We start from the raw sequence: 14,675 nt of genomic DNA, 5'->3' as shown, positions 1-14,675 counted from the left end.
CTGACAGTAATAGGTATAAACGATGAAAGATATTTATACAGAGGGAGAATCAGCGTATAAATCATCATCAATCAATTTATACGCCTCGAATTCAATCTCTAATACATTTTCAATGGCATATTTCACATTATTTTCTATCCCGCTATTATCTTTATAATTAACCGTAATTCCTTCATTATCGTCTGCCGTGTCATCACCATTAGGGGATACATGTAATAAGCAAACTCTATCCTTAATACTATCAGAGAGAGTAAAATTAATGATCTTATTCGCCTCCTTATTCGGCAAGCTAGGATTAATATCAATTATAAAGACAGACTTCAGCCAGTCAAATATCTTTTGCATTAGCGTTCTATTATCCAGGTATTGTTTTAATTCTTCAGAGCATTGTGGGTAATATTCAACCATTGCAGCTGGTTTTTTATTGTCAAATTGACAATCACTAGCAAATATAAACTCACAACTCATTTTAAATAAATTACACCCATTTTCATTATGAGTGACAGAATAATACATTTCTACACCGGATGGGTCATGAGGTTCAAAATCAACTTTCATATTATAACTTGCCGGTAAACCACTTGTTATCACTTGTTCAAAATCCATCATGGATTCTGGTAAAGATTTACCCAGCAGACTATTAAGTAAGTTGAATAGATGACTATGCTTAAAATCACCCACTAAATCTATCAACTTATTTTTCCCGAGTGCAGTTAAAATCTCATCCGGCCCCTTATCTTTATCAAAAGAGAACAAATCACCCTTTATTTTTATTTCAACATTGTTATTTGAACTGGCTTCATCGCTGTTTTTCAACAAACAATGATCAACTAAATTACTGGCTAAGTGAGAAGACATTACATTCATATTCAACCTTAAAGATATTTATTGCATAAGATTTCAATACTCACATTACCTTTTACTTAAAATTATGATTATGGATGTTTTATTTTAAACTTAACATACCATCTATAAATCCGCATAAATAATAGAATCTAATAAGTTAGCTATTTACTCAACTTAAGTTATTAAAATTAATTTTAATGGATTATAACTACCCCATTTCGCAGTTTGAAAATAGATTAAAAGCAATATGTAGCGTGGTTAAGTAAACAAAAGCACTACATAGTCACCAACCTTATACACACAATAAGATGGAAACCATGAAAAACACTAAAAAAACGTCAGCTTCAGTCGCGTCACAAGCCGCACTCATACTAAAAGACCCTAATGCTTCCGCCATCGAAAAAAGCCTTGCGGGGTCTGCACTCTCTCAATCCAGTACCAATAATCAGACAGGTGCACATATGGAGGATGTCGCTTCACAAGTTCTGGCCAGCCCTAATTACAGTGAAAAAACCAAGACGCTTGCAGGTTCTGTGCTTGCTCAAGCCAATAAAAAACGTTAACCCTCTAACTCGAGAAAGCCCCTTAATTGGGGTTTTCTCCCCCGTGATAATGTCATTTTATTGGCCCCTTTTTTTCATTTCATCAAAACGACCTTTAAGCCCCTTGTTATTTTTCATTTTTCTTTTCTATTTAAACTTAATTCATGGTTTATTTATTACATCCATATATTTTCTATATATATCTTCCTGTGTTTCTTTAAGCAGAATATCCTGATCGGTATAATAATGGCTATTAGGTATATAGGGTTTATGCTCTTCAATAGTACTTTTTTTGGTGATAGGGACGACGGGATCCTCCACTATATCTTCATGGCACTCAGAATATAGTGGGTCATCGAGATCCACGACTATATTCCCCGGGTGCACGGAAAATAACCTCATGAAATAGTCACATATTATTTCCCATAAACTCTGCTTATTAAAAATAGAGCGGAGCTCATTACTCTCACCATTAAACTCAATACGGAGCGCATTTTCTTTTAGCGTTAATACATTACCATCCGGAATCACCTTCATGAGCAGATCTAACTTCACACATGGTGTGTTACCAATAATTGCATCATGGGTTTCACTGACAAAATCTTTTGCTTGATTAGCAATACACTCATTGTATTTTACGGATTGATGAATAGTAAGATTGTTCTTGTTGTCAAGATAGAAATCAATCTTTACCGCACTGCTCCTTACTGCGTTAACATGTAAGTTTTCTTTTCTTACAAAATTATCAATTCGCTTATTTACTATTTCATCAATGGCGGGATTATTTATTTGCCCATCAATTATTTTTCTCATAGCCTGCGCTGCAGCAGTTTCTTTATTTAAAACAAACCCTACATTGACTAAGTAATACACTCTATTGCTTTCTTTTTCGAAGATATTTTCTTCATATCTCTTAGGCATTGACTTAGGATAAAGTGAATATAGTTCACTAATAATGTTATCAACACCAATAAACTCCCTTTGTTCAACTTTAGTTATTATTTTTTCTATTGGATCAGATTTAATTGAGTCCATTTTGGTTTCTTGCACCTCCTGGATATCTTGAGGATAGACATTTGGTATCCTTGTGGTTATGGTTGTCATATTTATCGACATATTTATTTTCCTATTTGTCTTGAATACAGTTGTCTCTGATAACACTGAATGCAACTATAAATAAGACAGAACTCATTGGCTTTTAATTTTTTGACTAATTAAATAGGAAAACACAAAAACCACCTAATTTAAGGTGGTTTAAGTTAAAAAAGAAAATACAGATGACTGCGGAAAATTACTTGGTCGGCAGCTTAATATCTTTAAACATCGCCTCTATATCTTCATTCGAACGCAGAGCAACAGCCTTATCAACAACATCGCGCGTCAAATGCGGGGCAAACCGTAAAATAAAGTCATACATATAGCTGCGCAGGAAAGTACTGCGACGGAAACCAATTTTGGTGGTGCTGTAAGTAAAGATATCGCGTGCATCCACAGTCACCAAATCAGGGTCTTGAATTGGGTCAACCGCCATACTGGCAATAACGCCCACCCCTAATCCCAATCTGACGTAGGTTTTAATCACATCAGCATCGGTCGCGGTAAAAACAATTTTGGGTGTCAGACCCGCACGATTAAACGCAGTGTCTAGCTCGGAACGCCCAGTAAAACCAAAGGTATAAGTCACTATCGGATAGGCGGCCAACTCTTCAATACTGACATGGGTTTTGCCGGCTAAAGGATGGTCGGGTTTAACCACCACTGCGCGGTTCCAGTGATAGCATGGCAGCATAATCAGGTCATCGTACAAATGCAGCGCTTCCGTCGCAATAGCGAAATCGGCACTTCCTTTGGAAACGGCTTCAGCAATTTGTGTTGGTGACCCTTGATGCATATGCAATGACACGCGAGGATAGCGTTCAATAAAACCTTTAATAACATTGGGTAAAGCATAGCGCGCCTGAGTATGGGTGGTAGCCACATACAAAGACCCTTTATCTGGATAGGTATGTTCACCGGCAACAGCTTTGATTGCATCTACTTTTGATAAGACTTCACGAGCTATACGGATGATTTCCTGTCCGGCGGGCGTCACCTGAGTGAGGTGTTTACCACTACGAGCAAAAATCTGGATACCCAGCTCATCTTCCAGCATCCTAACCTGTTTACTGATACCTGGTTGTGAGGTGTAAAGCCCTTCAGCGGTAGATGATACGTTAAGGTTATGATTAACCACCTCAACAATATAACGGAGCTGCTGCAATTTCATATTTATACCATCCTAGGTTAAACACTGCGGGGAAACCCACAGTTTGGTATATCGGTATCACCCGCTATGCCGCGAAGTTATTAACTGGAACCCATAACTGCATAATGCCAACGTAGTCAGTCGTGACTTATAATAATATTAGGTAATAAGAATGTATTTTATATAACCACTATATCATTTCATCGGCAACTGTATACACCATTATTACTTTACATTGCAGCAATATTGGGCGTTTTTTTCGCCTAGAACACTGATTTAAAGCTGCGGCTATACTGCGGTAATTAACGACCTCAGTCATCGAAAATTAGCCTAAAAATAAAGGTATTTTTGATAAATGCAGACAACCGCTAAAAATTGATAACATCAACAGATTAACCAAGACTATAAAGCACTTGGATAGATTAGCCCAATAAAAAACCAGCCATTAAGGCTGGTTTCAATATGTGATGCACTATTTACTTCACCACTAAAGTTACTTTGCGGCTAAAGCGATTTCACCCGATCAGTGAAACACTTATTTCTTAGCTTCAACCCATTTACCATCGATATAGAAAGCAGACCAACCTGTGGCTTTGCCGTCTTTCTCGGAAGAAACGTACTGTTGCTTGGTTTTACGGCTAAAGCGTACCAGGGTTTTATTACCTTCTTTATCCGTCACTGGCGCATCGGCCAAATAACGTAATTTTTCAGGTAAACGATCCTTAAAGCGCACCAACTCTTCAACCAAAGGCGCACGGGTTTCGCGCGATTTAGGGAAGGTATTGGCCGCCAAGAATACACCCGCAGCACCATCTCTTAGCACGAAATAGGCATCGGACTTCTCACAAGGCAGTTCTGGCAAAGGAACCGGATCTTCTTTCGGCGGAGCAACTTCACCACTGCGCAAGATTTTACGGGTATTTTTGCACTCATCATTGGTACAACCCATGTATTTACCAAAACGCCCCATTTTTAGGTGCATTTCAGAACCACATTTTTCGCACTCAACAATCGGGCCTTCATACCCTTTGATGCGGAACTCACCGGCTTCTATCTCATAACCATCACAGGCGGGGTTATTCCCGCAAACATGTAATTTACGTTGGTTATCAATCAGATAGCTATCCATTGCGGTGCCGCATTTCTGGCAGCGGCGGCGGGCGCGTAATGCGTTTGTTTCCGCATCATCACCTTCCAGGATATTCAGAATTTCAGCATCTGGCACCAAATTAATGGTGGTTTTGCAGCGCTCTTTCGGTGGCAAAGCATAACCAGAACAGCCCAAGAACACCCCGGTACTGGCGGTACGGATCCCCATCTGGCGACTACAAGTTGGGCACTCGATGCTGGTCATGACCATTTGATTCGGGCGCATACCGCCCTCTTCAGGATCTTTCTCGGCCTTTTCAAGCTGCTCACTGAATTCGGCAAAGAAACCATCCAGCACCGCTTTCCATTCAGCTTGGTTGTTGGCGACCTGATCTAAACCACTTTCCATGCGCGCAGTAAAATCATAATTCATCAACTCGCGGAAGTTTTCTTCCAAGCGGTCGGTAACGATTTCACCCATTTTCTCTGCATAGAAACGACGGTTTTCAACCCGCACATAACCGCGATCCTGAATGGTCGAAATAATCGACGCATAAGTGGATGGACGGCCAATACCCCGTTTTTCCAGCTCTTTGACCAGTGATGCTTCACTGTAACGTGCCGGTGGCTTGGTGAAGTGCTGGCTTGGGATAAGCTTTTGTAAATCCAACTCACTGCCGACCTCAATCACTGGCAAGGTGCGATCTTCATCACCTTTGCGCAAGGCTGGCATGACCTTAGTCCAACCATCAAATCGTAAGGTACGGCCTTTGGCACGCAGTTGGAAATCATCTGCCTGCACTGTCAATGTTGTGGAATCATACTTGGCCGGTGTCATTTGACAGGCCACGAACTGACGCCAAATCAGCTGATACAGCTTCTGGGCGTCGGCTTCCATATCTTTTAACTGCTCAGCCAGAACATTCACATCAGAAGGACGAATAGCTTCATGTGCTTCTTGCGAATTCTCTTTGCTGCTGTATTGGTTCGGTGCAGATGGCAAATATTTATCGCCAAAATTATCACCAATATAATCACGTACCATCGTCAGCGCATCCTGACTTAAATTGGTGGAGTCAGTACGCATATAGGTAATATGACCGGCTTCATACAAGCGCTGCGCCATCATCATGGTTTTCTTCACACCAAAGCTCAGGCGGGTACTGGCAGCCTGTTGTAAGGTGGAAGTAATATAAGGCGCGCTCGGTTTACTGCTGGTTGGCTTATCTTCACGATCCAGCACCTTATAGCGGGCATTTTCCAGCAATTTAAGCGCGGCATGCGTCTGCTCGCGATTGACTGGTTTAAATGGCTTGTTATGGGCATGGGTGACTTCCATTTGGATTGGAACTTCACCTTTTGCCAACAAGTCGGCATGCAATTCCCAATACTCTTCAGGAACGAATGCTTTAATATCCCGTTCGCGTTCAACAACTAAACGCACCGCAACCGACTGCACACGACCTGCTGACAGGCCACGAGCAATCTTTTTCCACAACAGTGGAGACACCATATAACCCACAACCCGGTCCATAAAACGACGGGCTTGCTGGGCATTAACCCGGTTGATATTCAATTCACCAGGTTGATTAAATGCCTGCTGGATAGCATTTTTAGTGATTTCGTTAAACACCACTCGGCTAAAACGCGCATCGTCACCACCAATCACTTCCCGCAAGTGCCAGGCAATAGCCTCTCCTTCGCGGTCAAGGTCGGTTGCGAGATAGATATGGTCAGCGTTTTCCGCTAATGCTTTAAGCTCGGCAACCACTTTCTCTTTGCCGGGCAAAATTTCATACTGCGCTTTCCAGCCATGATAGGGATCGACGCCCATCCGGTTAACTAACGCAACTTTTTCGTCTTTCTTTACTTTAGTCTTGGGCTTGTCGGCTTTCTTCGCTTTATCTTCAGTGGAGTTAGCGCTCTTTTTACTGGCTGAGCCACTGGTCGGCAAATCACGAATGTGACCGACACTGGACTTAACCACGTAGTTATTCCCTAAGTATTTATTAATAGTTTTGGCTTTTGCCGGGGACTCAACTATTACAAGAGCTTTACCCATAATTACCTTTACCCATAATTACCTTTACCTAAATTATTTCTTCTAAAAGAAGGTTTTTATCTTGCCGTACCGCGGCATTCTGTATCTCTTTTTTATATTGCGGTACTTTTTCAGGAGATCAACCTGTTTTTTTGATCGGAGCTACAAAAGAGTTATCCGAAACATATCGGCCAGTCTTGCAAAATCTTTGCCTGCGCCCAGTGCAACCGCTGTGCAATCTGCTCTATGGCGTCAACAAAACCTTCCACCTAGTAGTATAAAATCCCACACTGTACCTGATAAAAAGCGCTGCGCAACCTAATTAGCTCGGAATCTGAATTTATCCAATTATGGTGACAAAGCCATCAATGGCTCGAATAAACCTTAGTCGGTTTGCGCACAAATGCTAACCCACAGTACAATAGTGAGATAAATTACCTGGTTCTGAGAACAATATAATTATTGTGAGGAAATATAATGACTGGAAACACAGCACCTATCGAGCGTAATAAATTGTTGGCAGAAGCAAATGAGATTATTCGTCAACATGGGGATTATTTGCCGGGAATGGAGGCCACTGACGTCGAGCAAAAAGGTTCAGTATTGGTATTTCGTGGGGAGTTTTTCCTTGACCCAGACGGTTTACCGACGACAAAAACCACCGCGGTATTTAATATGTTTAAACATCTGGCGCACGTTTTGTCTGCAAAATATCATTTAATCGATTAATGGCAAATTACTCTGCGGGTTGTTACTGCCCATATAGCACCGTAGTAGACCATGACTGACCATCAGCCGCGGACATTGATAACCAAGTTAACAGTCAGGGAAACAAGTTAATCGTCGGGGATATGTGCCTAATGGGGCGTAAACCGCCAAAGCGCCCATCGGTGCTACTGCCCCGACAGACACTAAGCGATAATCTAGCAAACCCATAAAATAAGGGGATAAACCCCGTATTTTTATTTTGTAAAACGTAAATCACCCTCGCTTATAACAGTGGCTTTTCGCCGCGCTGCCACCAGCGTAATAATAGGCGATCAGCACTTTCAGCAGCGCTACCGGTAAAACGGTCCATCAGACGTTTACGACGTGAATAACGTACGCCGATAACTTCGTGGTTATCCATTTCAGCAATCAGTAAATCATCACTGGTACCAATAGCATCAACCAGCCCTTTTTCTTTAGCCTGGGTACCAAACCAATGTTCACCCGTGGCTACCGCATCGATATCTAAAGAGGGGCGCTGTTGTTGTACGAACTGTTTGAACAGCACATGGGTTTCATTCAGATCTTCGCGGAATTTCTCACGCCCTTGTTCCGTATTCTCACCAAACAGTGTCAGGGTTCGCTTAAATTCACCGGCGGTATGCAGCTCCACATCAATATCATTCTTTTTCAGCAGACGGTGGAAGTTAGGTATTTGGGCGACAACACCAATAGAACCAATAATGGCAAAAGGCGCACTGATTATACGGTCTGCCACACAAGCCATCATATATCCGCCACTCGCAGCAACTTTATCCACCGCAACCGTCAGACGAATACCTTTATGACGCAAACGTTCTAACTGCGATGCCGCCAAACCATAGCCATGAACCACACCACCGGGGCTTTCTAGTCTCAGTAGCACCTCATCTTGCGCGGTGGCAACCGCCAACACCGCAGAAATTTCCTCACGCAATGAAGTGACTTCATGCGCATCAATGCTACCTTTGAAATCAATAACATATAGACAAGGTTTGAGTGTGGCCACCGCGCCGGCTTTCGCCCGCTGCTTTTTCAATTTTTGATCGGATTTTTGCTGCTTTTTAAATTCTTTATTCCAGGCTTTTTGTTCCGCATGACTCATGCGCGCTAGCCGCATTTCGCGCTGCATTTCCTTATATTGCTCGCCCAGGTCAACCAAATTAAGTTCGCCCCGCTGCCCTTGCTTCCTCATCCCTTGGCTGACAATCAGTAATACTACCGCGCCAATCGCAACCACAATGGTCACCACCTTGGCGAGAAACAATCCGTACAGAGAAAATAACTCCACAAATACCGCCTTTATTCATCTGCCATTAAAGAGATACCTGCATTCTAGCGAACCCGTAAGCTGCCGTCTTGCGCAAATGAAGAATTGCATTGGTTTCGCTTAAATATAAGAATGTAAGAGATATCGCGGTATGCAACAGTTAAAAAACCGCCGCCAGCAAGAGGAATAATTATGCATTATCAGCCTAAGCACGACCTACTCGAAAACCGCACTATTTTGGTGACGGGTGCCGGTGATGGTATTGGTCGTGAAGCAGCACTGACTTACGCCCGTTTTGGGGCAAAATTGGTTCTCGTGGGCCGTACTATGGGCAAGTTAATCGCCGTGCAACAGCAAATTTCTGACGCTAAGGGCCAGCCAGCATTGGCTCTGGAGCTCGATCTGCTGCATGCAACAACCCAAGATTGCCAACACCTAGCCGAAACGCTAAGCCGCACAATTCCTCATTTAGACGGTGTGCTGCACAATGCCGGATTATTGGGTGAAATAGCGCCGATGGCCGAGCAAGATATCGCGCTCTGGCAAGATGTTATGCAAGTGAATGTCAATGCAACTTTTATGCTAACTCAAGCACTCCTGCCATTGCTGCTTAACGCACCTTGTGGCTCGTTGATCTTCACCAGTTCCAGTGTTGGCCGACAAGGTCGCGCCGGATGGGGAGCTTACGCCGTGTCAAAATTTGCCACTGAGGGCATGATGCAAGTGTTAGCGGAAGAATATAAACACAGCACTTTGCGGGTTAATTGCATTAATCCGGGTGGCACCCGCACCCCAATGCGGGCCAGTGCCTTCCCAGACGAAGACGCCAATAAATTAAAAACGCCTGCTGAAATTATGCCGCTGTATCTTTACCTCATGGGTGATGATAGCCGAAGAAAGACCGGTATCAGTTTTGATGCACAACCCGGCCGCAAAGCCGGCCCCGCCGAATAAAGGAACCCGTTATGTCTGAAGAACGCCACCAGCAACGCCAACAAAAAATAAAAGAAAAAGTTGAATCACGGGTTGCTGCCGCACAGGAAGTTCGCGGTATTTTGATCGTTTTTACCGGCAATGGTAAAGGGAAAACTACCGCCGCATTTGGTACTGTAACCCGCGCCGTCGGTCATGGTTTACGCGCCGGAGTGATTCAGTTTATTAAAGGGGAATGGCCAAACGGCGAGAAAAATTTACTGCAACAACATGGCGTTGAGTTTCAGGTAATGGCAACCGGTTTTACCTGGAATACGCAGGACAGAGAAGCTGATACCACCGCCTGTCTGGGCGTTTGGCAGCATGCATTACGGATGTTAGCGGATCCAACTCTGGACTTAGTGGTGCTGGATGAGCTGACGTATATGGTGGCTTATGATTATCTGCCACTGGACGAAGTTATTAACGCGCTACGACAGCGCCCTGCCCATCAAACCGTTATTATTACCGGTCGTGGTTGCCACCGCGACTTATTAGAAATGGCGGATACGGTCAGTGAATTACGCCCAGTTAAACATGCTTTTGATGCTGGAATTAAAGCACAACAGGGTATTGACTGGTAATTATCGGCAACCACTGAATATAATTAATAATGCCGCAGTAGAAAACACCGCGGCATTTATTGTTACTGGTAATAGAGGTTTCCCTGCATTATTACCAGAACGGACTTAAGGTTACTTTTCTAGCGGGATCATTGGAATTTTTGAGGGCGTCAATATACCCATAGCTGGCGTCAATGTGCCCATTCCTGGCGTTACTTGACTCGCGGGCTCGGTCTTCTGTTGTGTGCCACCAAAGTAGCAGAATGTTTTCCATGGCTGAGAGAGTTTGCCACAGGTCTGTTCGCAAATATCACCATAATGAGAGTGAGGGCCGCTGCAAGCATATGTCAGAGAGGAAAATCCGGTGCCGACAACAAATAAAATAGCTGCGCTGGTAGTTAACAGAGATTTTTTCATGTTAATGCTCCTTAGATTTTAAATCTGATGGGGAATCCCCAAGAGCAATGTAGCCAGATTGAATAGTTTGCAGCCAGTGGTATCTGAAGGTGGTTGACCCTTGGTTTATGCTATTAAATCTTTTCTGATAGAAATTTAATGTTTTCTAAATAATCAGTGACAGTTTTTTATACTATGAGTTAGAAATTGAAATCGTTAATAAATGCGGATTATGTTGATGTCAGATGGGATGATGCAGAGAAGAGAATGGATGATGGGAAGAAAAAAACTCCTTCCCATCTTTTAGCTTAGCCGCGTTTATTGGAGCCACGACGCCCAGCAGTTGCTGTCGGAGTTGCGTTGCTCACATTTTGACGGGTAGAACTTTTACGGGCAGAACCTTGGCGACCAGCAACCTGACGGCCAGCCACTTCGCTATGGCGTTTAACTGCACGGCGAATTTGATTCGCTTTAACCCGGCGGCGATCTTTCTCAACCGGCATTTTACTGACCGTTTCAGAATCTAGCTCAACCAGTTCACGTAAATAGTTGGTGGCTTTCAGATCTAACTCAGTCCAGCCACCACGTGGCAGGCCTTTTGGCAGATTGATATCACCGTAACGCACGCGGATCAGGCGGCTAACTTGCACGCCAACAGCTTCCCATAGACGACGAACTTCGCGATTACGCCCTTCGGTCAAGGTGACATTATACCACTGGTTAATCCCTTCGCCGCCTTGGAACTTAATGGTGCGAAATGCCGCTGGGCCATCTTCCAATTGCACACCACGGCTGAGTTGCTTGATTTTTTCATCATCAATTTGACCAAATACACGCACGGCATATTCACGTTCAACTTCACGGCTTGGATGCATCAGGCGGTTGGCAAGCTCACCATCAGTGGTGAACAGCAATAACCCAGAGGTATTGACGTCCAAACGGCCGACTGCAACCCAACGCGAACCACGCAATTTAGGTAAACGATCAAATACCGTTGGGCGGCCTTCAGGGTCATTACGGGTACAAAGCTCACCTTCTGGCTTGTAATACGCCAGAACACGACACACAGTTTCTTCAGATTCTTTAATAGAAAGCAGATGACCATCCAGACGAATTTTTGTCGCCTGAGTCACTTCAACACGATCACCCAGCTTTGATATTTTACCATCAACGCTGACGCGCCCCTGCTGAATGATTGTTTCGATTTCCCGACGAGAGCCATGACCGGCTCGTGCCAAGATTTTCTGTAATTTTTCACCCACAATTTTATCGCCCTGTGACTTAGGGCTTGGTGGCGTTGCTTCTGGTGATTTTTGGTCTTCTAACTTCTCGCTTGACTTCTCGCTCATTGAGCAACCTCTAATGTCGCCTTCACAGGCGTCAGTTTTAACTATAGAATCAATACGTTAGCTTAATGTTTCATTATCTATCAATGAGTTACAACATTAAGGCACACAATATGGGCACCAAATTGGTGAACAACATTGTTAAGTTTACCACAGAGCGCCATAGAATTTTTTATATTAATTTCAGACGCTCCACTAGCACAATTTTTCGTATGAGTTTAAATACCGACTCTTTACGCCAATGTGAGGTTACGATGGCGCGTTTGATGCCATATATACCGCTTGTCCAATCCGATGTTATGGATGTGGAGGAGTTCACCGACCATGTTAAGGGCATTAATAAACTGACTAAAACAGACCTTGGGGAACACTCTAGTCCTGAAGAGATGGAAACACTCAAATCCTACCTTGATAAATTACCTCAAAGTGATTGGCGAAAAACATATTTTCTGCCTGTAGCCTATACCGGAATACGCCGTAGTGAAATTAAGGCAATATTTAAGAAACTGATAAAATTAGATATGAAGACTGAGCGCTACGCTAATAAAGTAGGATTGGTTGGGGTAGACCCCAAATTCGAGGATAAAAGGGAATTATAATCATATTCCCCAACATCTATTTCACGTTCTACACATAAAACACAATTTCAGTTTTTAATTGCCTGAACCATCATTATCCCTTACCTTTTGGGTAGATTGCCAAATTGATATTGGCAAATGGATAAATAAGGGATGATATGGCTCGTTCGCTAGCTTGTTTGGGTGACAAGACGACTCACGGAGAGATTCGGTCGGCGTCATCAACGTGGTTCGAAGGTCTGAAAGCGGTTGCACAGTCCGGCGATCTTGCGTGGTGTGAGGTGTGTAAGGGTACGTTTCAAATTATAGGCACGGTGTCAGACTGGGCGGAAGACCGACCGTTTGTAGCAACGGGTGATCGTGTGATGTGCAAGTGCCCAAATCATGTTGTTATCGGCATGGCGAGGCAAGTGGTTGACCCGATGGTAGAGCGACAGCCACAAACGGTCACAATGGCACGCCCTGCGATGGCTGAACCACAGCAGTTCGCGCAGTCAGCTAAAAGAGCCAATCCACCTCCTTATCTTACCGGTGAAAAGCCCCCCTCTGAGTTTGTACCTGATTATCCAGCCTTACGTAATACCCATACTCTGCCAGATGATGCTTTACGCGCTATGTTGGCACGAACCAATCAAGATGTGATGCTACTGACACTCTCGGAAAGTTTGGAAGTGCTCCAATCATGGGGTTGGAAAGACACGAAAACAGCTTGGGTGGAAACCACTCAGTCCGGTGTCGGGCAAGTGATGGTTAATTACGGTGTGAATGGAAAGGATGTTGTCACCACCTCGATGATTATTTCTCGATTAGGTGACTTCGGTATTAGAGCCACGGTCTACGTCAATCATAAAGGCACTGAGTTAATCAAGCTGACGGGCTATGCGGGTATCAGGAAAGTATTAACCGCGCCGGTATTTGCATTAAAAAATCCGAAGGTAGTTGATTTAGGTATTGGTAAATATGGGCTTAAAAACTCAATAGTCAGCGGTGCACGGTTAACGTTTTATGTGGCAGCGGCTTACCGAACGCTTGATTTTATATTGAATGATGCCACCTCACTGGCTGAGTTTATCGGTTCCTTGGCAACGGATGTGGTGAAAATAGGTGTGGCGTCGGCTGTTAGTTGGGGGATAGCTGCTCTTGTCGTCACTCCATTTGTTGCACTTAACTTAGTTATAGTTGTTGCTGTTGGTTTTGTTGCTGTTTGGGGGCTAACTAAGCTAGATGATAAATTTGGAGTGACGGATAAAGTAGTTGCATATATCGAGGCCGCACAGCAAGAGTTTGTAGAAAAAGCTCGTGAGATGGAACAGGGACTTTGGGATTTAGGAGCTATGTATACTGACCGGATGCTTGAGAAAGGGAAAAAAGTTATAGAATATGAAATAAGGAAATACATACGAAAATCATTAAATGATATTCCCACAAGGAAATATTGATTATGGCAGAGAAATTAAGAGCTTTACTATCCATTTTCATTCTTATGTCTTTGTCCGCTCTTTCTTGGTATTTAGGATTTAGTGAAATTTATGAGTATTTTGAATATGATAATGTGATCGTTTTTTCTTGGATGGCACCATTTTTAATTTTCATTCCTATATTACTTATATTCCCTCTTTCATGGTTTTTTGCTTTGCTATTTAAGGGGTATAATCCTGCTATAATCATCATCTCGCCAGTAATTCCTTTGTTTAAAATTATTTGTATTCTCGCCATTGTTTTTTCTATCTCACTCTCATATTGGTATGTAACTACGTTGAGCGAGAAAGGGTATATAAAATGCAAAGGCATACCATCAGGCTGGATGCCGGGAATGGCAACTAAGTATGTCACGAGTGAAGCGCTGTGCTTGAAAAAGCCCAATTGAAACGCACTTCTCTCAGATAATCTCTTAAGCACTCAACGATAGCCACTGCTACTCACAGTGGCTTTTCGATAGTTATTCAGTGCTGCTTAGTCATTTTCATAGGATACAAAACCTAGCTCCGATCTTTCTCAAATATCACCCATCATCTGCCTCAGATACTGGAGCTGGTAGTT

General features: G+C 43.3%; 14 protein-coding genes. 7 read left to right on the top strand and 7 right to left on the bottom strand.

Features of this window, described 5'->3' with window-relative positions; all coding sequences use genetic code 11:
* Nucleotides 1–33: 33 nt before the first annotated feature.
* Complete coding sequence (locus YROHD0001_RS05470; RefSeq protein WP_004715583.1) at nucleotides 34–867, bottom strand: hypothetical protein; 834 nt, start codon at nucleotides 865–867, stop codon at nucleotides 34–36.
* A 296-nt stretch (nucleotides 868–1,163) separates the two neighbouring features.
* On the opposite strand from YROHD0001_RS05470, the gene YROHD0001_RS05475 reads away from it, so the two are divergent.
* Complete coding sequence (locus tag YROHD0001_RS05475; RefSeq protein ID WP_032817357.1) at nucleotides 1,164–1,409, top strand: hypothetical protein; 246 nt, start codon at nucleotides 1,164–1,166, stop codon at nucleotides 1,407–1,409.
* Between the two features lie 141 nt (nucleotides 1,410–1,550).
* Here the strand turns inward: YROHD0001_RS05475 and YROHD0001_RS05480 are convergent, their stop codons facing one another.
* The 3 genes from YROHD0001_RS05480 to topA all read right to left on the bottom strand — a co-directional run bounded on the left by YROHD0001_RS05480 (nucleotide 1,551) and on the right by topA (nucleotide 6,784).
* On the bottom strand, nucleotides 1,551–2,504 hold the full coding sequence (locus YROHD0001_RS05480; RefSeq protein ID WP_032817355.1) for a hypothetical protein: 954 nt from the start codon (nucleotides 2,502–2,504) through the stop codon (nucleotides 1,551–1,553).
* Between the two features lie 175 nt (nucleotides 2,505–2,679).
* The gene (gene cysB / locus YROHD0001_RS05485; protein WP_004715580.1) at nucleotides 2,680–3,654 is read right to left on the bottom strand and encodes an HTH-type transcriptional regulator CysB; all 975 of its coding nucleotides are present in this window, start codon (nucleotides 3,652–3,654) and stop codon (nucleotides 2,680–2,682) included.
* A 514-nt stretch (nucleotides 3,655–4,168) separates the two neighbouring features.
* Entirely contained in the window at nucleotides 4,169–6,784 is a 2,616-nt protein-coding gene (gene topA / locus YROHD0001_RS05490) for a type I DNA topoisomerase (RefSeq protein WP_004715579.1), read from the bottom strand.
* A 456-nt stretch (nucleotides 6,785–7,240) separates the two neighbouring features.
* Here topA and YROHD0001_RS05495 point away from each other — a divergent pair, with 456 nt between their 5' ends.
* Nucleotides 7,241–7,492 carry a YciN family protein gene (locus tag YROHD0001_RS05495; protein ID WP_004715578.1) on the top strand — a complete coding sequence of 84 codons (252 nt, stop codon included), beginning with the start codon at nucleotides 7,241–7,243 and terminating at the stop codon, nucleotides 7,490–7,492.
* Between the two features lie 262 nt (nucleotides 7,493–7,754).
* On the opposite strand, the gene sohB is transcribed toward YROHD0001_RS05495, so the two are convergent.
* Nucleotides 7,755–8,801: a protease SohB gene (sohB, locus tag YROHD0001_RS05500; protein WP_004715577.1), complete on the bottom strand. Its 1,047-nt coding sequence runs from the start codon at nucleotides 8,799–8,801 to the stop codon at nucleotides 7,755–7,757.
* Between the two features lie 171 nt (nucleotides 8,802–8,972).
* Between sohB and YROHD0001_RS05505 the strand changes: the two genes are divergently transcribed.
* Both YROHD0001_RS05505 and cobO read left to right on the top strand, forming a co-directional pair.
* The gene (locus tag YROHD0001_RS05505; protein WP_004715576.1) at nucleotides 8,973–9,734 is read left to right on the top strand and encodes a YciK family oxidoreductase; all 762 of its coding nucleotides are present in this window, start codon (nucleotides 8,973–8,975) and stop codon (nucleotides 9,732–9,734) included.
* A gap of 11 nt (nucleotides 9,735–9,745) precedes the next feature.
* Nucleotides 9,746–10,336, top strand: a complete 591-nt coding sequence (gene cobO / locus YROHD0001_RS05510; protein ID WP_004715575.1) for a cob(I)yrinic acid a,c-diamide adenosyltransferase — start codon at nucleotides 9,746–9,748, stop codon at nucleotides 10,334–10,336.
* Nucleotides 10,337–10,447: 111 nt separating this feature from the next.
* On the opposite strand, the gene YROHD0001_RS05515 is transcribed toward cobO, so the two are convergent.
* The gene (locus YROHD0001_RS05515) at nucleotides 10,448–10,732 is read right to left on the bottom strand and encodes a hypothetical protein (protein WP_004715574.1); all 285 of its coding nucleotides are present in this window, start codon (nucleotides 10,730–10,732) and stop codon (nucleotides 10,448–10,450) included.
* Nucleotides 10,733–11,019: 287 nt separating this feature from the next.
* Nucleotides 11,020–11,973, bottom strand: coding sequence for a 23S rRNA pseudouridine(2605) synthase RluB (rluB, locus tag YROHD0001_RS05520; RefSeq protein WP_032817373.1), 954 nt, complete (start codon nucleotides 11,971–11,973; stop codon nucleotides 11,020–11,022).
* A gap of 197 nt (nucleotides 11,974–12,170) precedes the next feature.
* Between rluB and YROHD0001_RS0118275 the strand changes: the two genes are divergently transcribed.
* The 3 genes from YROHD0001_RS0118275 to YROHD0001_RS0118265 all read left to right on the top strand — a co-directional run bounded on the left by YROHD0001_RS0118275 (nucleotide 12,171) and on the right by YROHD0001_RS0118265 (nucleotide 14,502).
* Nucleotides 12,171–12,656, top strand: a complete 486-nt coding sequence (locus YROHD0001_RS0118275) for a hypothetical protein (RefSeq protein WP_042542276.1) — start codon at nucleotides 12,171–12,173, stop codon at nucleotides 12,654–12,656.
* Nucleotides 12,657–12,793: 137 nt separating this feature from the next.
* Nucleotides 12,794–14,074 carry a PAAR domain-containing protein gene (locus tag YROHD0001_RS0118270; RefSeq protein WP_032817351.1) on the top strand — a complete coding sequence of 427 codons (1,281 nt, stop codon included), beginning with the start codon at nucleotides 12,794–12,796 and terminating at the stop codon, nucleotides 14,072–14,074.
* A gap of 2 nt (nucleotides 14,075–14,076) precedes the next feature.
* Nucleotides 14,077–14,502 (top strand): DUF1240 domain-containing protein, encoded by a 426-nt coding sequence (locus YROHD0001_RS0118265; RefSeq protein ID WP_032817349.1) that lies wholly within the window; start codon nucleotides 14,077–14,079, stop codon nucleotides 14,500–14,502.
* Nucleotides 14,503–14,675 lie beyond the last annotated feature (173 nt).

Source organism: Yersinia rohdei ATCC 43380 (assembly GCF_000173775.1).
Classification (GTDB): domain Bacteria; phylum Pseudomonadota; class Gammaproteobacteria; order Enterobacterales; family Enterobacteriaceae; genus Yersinia; species Yersinia rohdei.
Note: the sequence above shows the minus strand (reverse complement) of the source record. Positions and strands in the feature narration are given on the sequence as shown.

Bases quoted from the DNA above. Each gene is read 5' to 3' on its own strand.
- topA (WP_004715579.1), bottom strand. From the start codon at position 6,784: ATGGGTAAAGCTCTTGTAATAGTTGAGTCCCCGGCAAAAGCCAAAACT.
- cobO (WP_004715575.1), top strand. From the start codon at position 9,746: ATGTCTGAAGAACGCCACCAGCAACGCCAACAAAAAATAAAAGAAAAA.
- YROHD0001_RS05495 (WP_004715578.1), top strand. From the start codon at position 7,241: ATGACTGGAAACACAGCACCTATCGAGCGTAATAAATTGTTGGCAGAA.
- YROHD0001_RS05505 (WP_004715576.1), top strand. From the start codon at position 8,973: ATGCATTATCAGCCTAAGCACGACCTACTCGAAAACCGCACTATTTTG.
- YROHD0001_RS05480 (WP_032817355.1), bottom strand. From the start codon at position 2,504: ATGTCGATAAATATGACAACCATAACCACAAGGATACCAAATGTCTAT.
- YROHD0001_RS05515 (WP_004715574.1), bottom strand. From the start codon at position 10,732: ATGAAAAAATCTCTGTTAACTACCAGCGCAGCTATTTTATTTGTTGTC.
- YROHD0001_RS0118270 (WP_032817351.1), top strand. From the start codon at position 12,794: ATGGCTCGTTCGCTAGCTTGTTTGGGTGACAAGACGACTCACGGAGAG.
- YROHD0001_RS05470 (WP_004715583.1), bottom strand. From the start codon at position 867: ATGAATGTAATGTCTTCTCACTTAGCCAGTAATTTAGTTGATCATTGT.
- YROHD0001_RS0118265 (WP_032817349.1), top strand. From the start codon at position 14,077: ATGGCAGAGAAATTAAGAGCTTTACTATCCATTTTCATTCTTATGTCT.
- cysB (WP_004715580.1), bottom strand. From the start codon at position 3,654: ATGAAATTGCAGCAGCTCCGTTATATTGTTGAGGTGGTTAATCATAAC.
- YROHD0001_RS05475 (WP_032817357.1), top strand. From the start codon at position 1,164: ATGAAAAACACTAAAAAAACGTCAGCTTCAGTCGCGTCACAAGCCGCA.
- YROHD0001_RS0118275 (WP_042542276.1), top strand. From the start codon at position 12,171: ATGGGCACCAAATTGGTGAACAACATTGTTAAGTTTACCACAGAGCGC.